Here is a 1,399-nt window from a genome sequence, read left to right as displayed (position 1 = left end):
AGCGTTACCCGATTGAATTTTTTTCGGTACAGCTCGTGACCACGATCATCCTGTGCATGTAGATGAAAGGTGTGTTTTCCCAGATCGATGGCGGCAATAGCTACTTTGCTCATGGCAATGATCTCCGATAAGCCCCCTGTGAAAGCTTAGTGGTCGATCACAGGGGGCGGCGGGGGTAGCCATTTCATTAGGGAATTGTTTTGCCCACAGACTTTGGGTTTGATCCAAAGTCTGTGGGCTGTGCCGTCAAGTCACCCGCGGTGACGACCGCGGAAGTAGTTGATCAGCCCTTGGGTCGAGGCGTCCTCGGCCGGGGTTTCTTCGCTGCCGACCAGGCGGTTGTAGACGCCTTTGCCCAGCTCCTTGCCCAGCTCCACTCCCCACTGGTCGAAGGCGTTGATGCCCCAGATCACGCTTTGCACGAAGACTTTGTGCTCGTACATCGCCACCAGTGCGCCGAGGCGACGCGGGCTGATGCGCTCGACCACCAGGGTGTTACTCGGACGGTTGCCCGGGATCACCTTGTGCGGCGCGAGTTTGTGCACTTCGGCCTCACTCATGCCTTTGTCGCGCAGCTCGGTTTCGGCCTCGGCCAGGGTCTTGCCGAGCATCAGCGCCTGGCTCTGCGACAGGCAGTTGGCGTACAGCCACTGGTGGTGGTCGGACACCGGGTTGAAGCTGACGATCGGCACGATGAAGTCGGCCGGGATCAACTGGGTGCCCTGGTGCAGCAACTGGTGGTAGGCGTGCTGACCGTTGCAGCCGACGCCGCCCCAGATCACCGGCCCGGTGTCAGTGGACACAGGCTTGCCGTCCTGGCGTACGCTCTTGCCGTTGGATTCCATGTCCAGCTGTTGCAGGTGCTTGGTGATGTTACGCAGGTAGTGGTCGTACGGCAGGATCGCGTGGCTTTGGGCGCCCCAGAAGTTGCCGTACCACACGCCGAGCAAGGCCAGCAGCACCGGCATGTTCTGTTCGAACGGCGCGCTCTGGAAGTGCTGGTCCATGGTATAGGCACCGGACAGCAATTCCTTGAAGTTGGACATCCCGATGGCCAGGGCAATCGGTAAACCGATGGCCGACCACAGCGAGTAGCGCCCGCCGACCCAGTCCCACATCGGGAAGATGTTCTCTTCACGGATGCCGAACGCTACCGCGGCGGCGTTGTTGCTCGATACCGCGATGAAGTGACGATACAACTCGGCTTCCGAACCACCCTGAGCCAGGTACCAGGCACGGGCGGCCTGGGCGTTCTTCAGGGTTTCGAGGGTGTTGAAGGATTTCGACGAGACGATGAACAGCGTGGTTTCGGCGCGCAGCTTCATGGTCAGTTCGTGGAACTCGCTGCCGTCGATGTTCGCCAGGTAATGGCAACGCACGCCTTTCTGGGCGTAGGACC

General features: G+C 60.3%; 1 protein-coding gene and 1 pseudogene. Both read right to left on the bottom strand.

What is annotated here, in order from left to right; all coding sequences use genetic code 11:
* Positions 1 to 113: pseudogene (locus ACXRVY_RS29170) on the bottom strand (IS110 family transposase); the annotation flags it as partial.
* 138 nt (positions 114 to 251) lie between these two features.
* Positions 252 to 1,399, bottom strand: a 1,148-nt coding sequence (gene pgi, locus ACXRVY_RS29165; RefSeq protein WP_458238979.1) for a glucose-6-phosphate isomerase, incomplete at its 5' end; no start/stop codon positions are given.

The sequence above is a fragment of the Pseudomonas sp. P5_A2_2 genome, assembly GCF_054177685.1.
The sequence above is the reverse complement of the archived record's forward strand: the minus strand, read 5'-3'. Positions and strand labels throughout refer to the sequence as shown.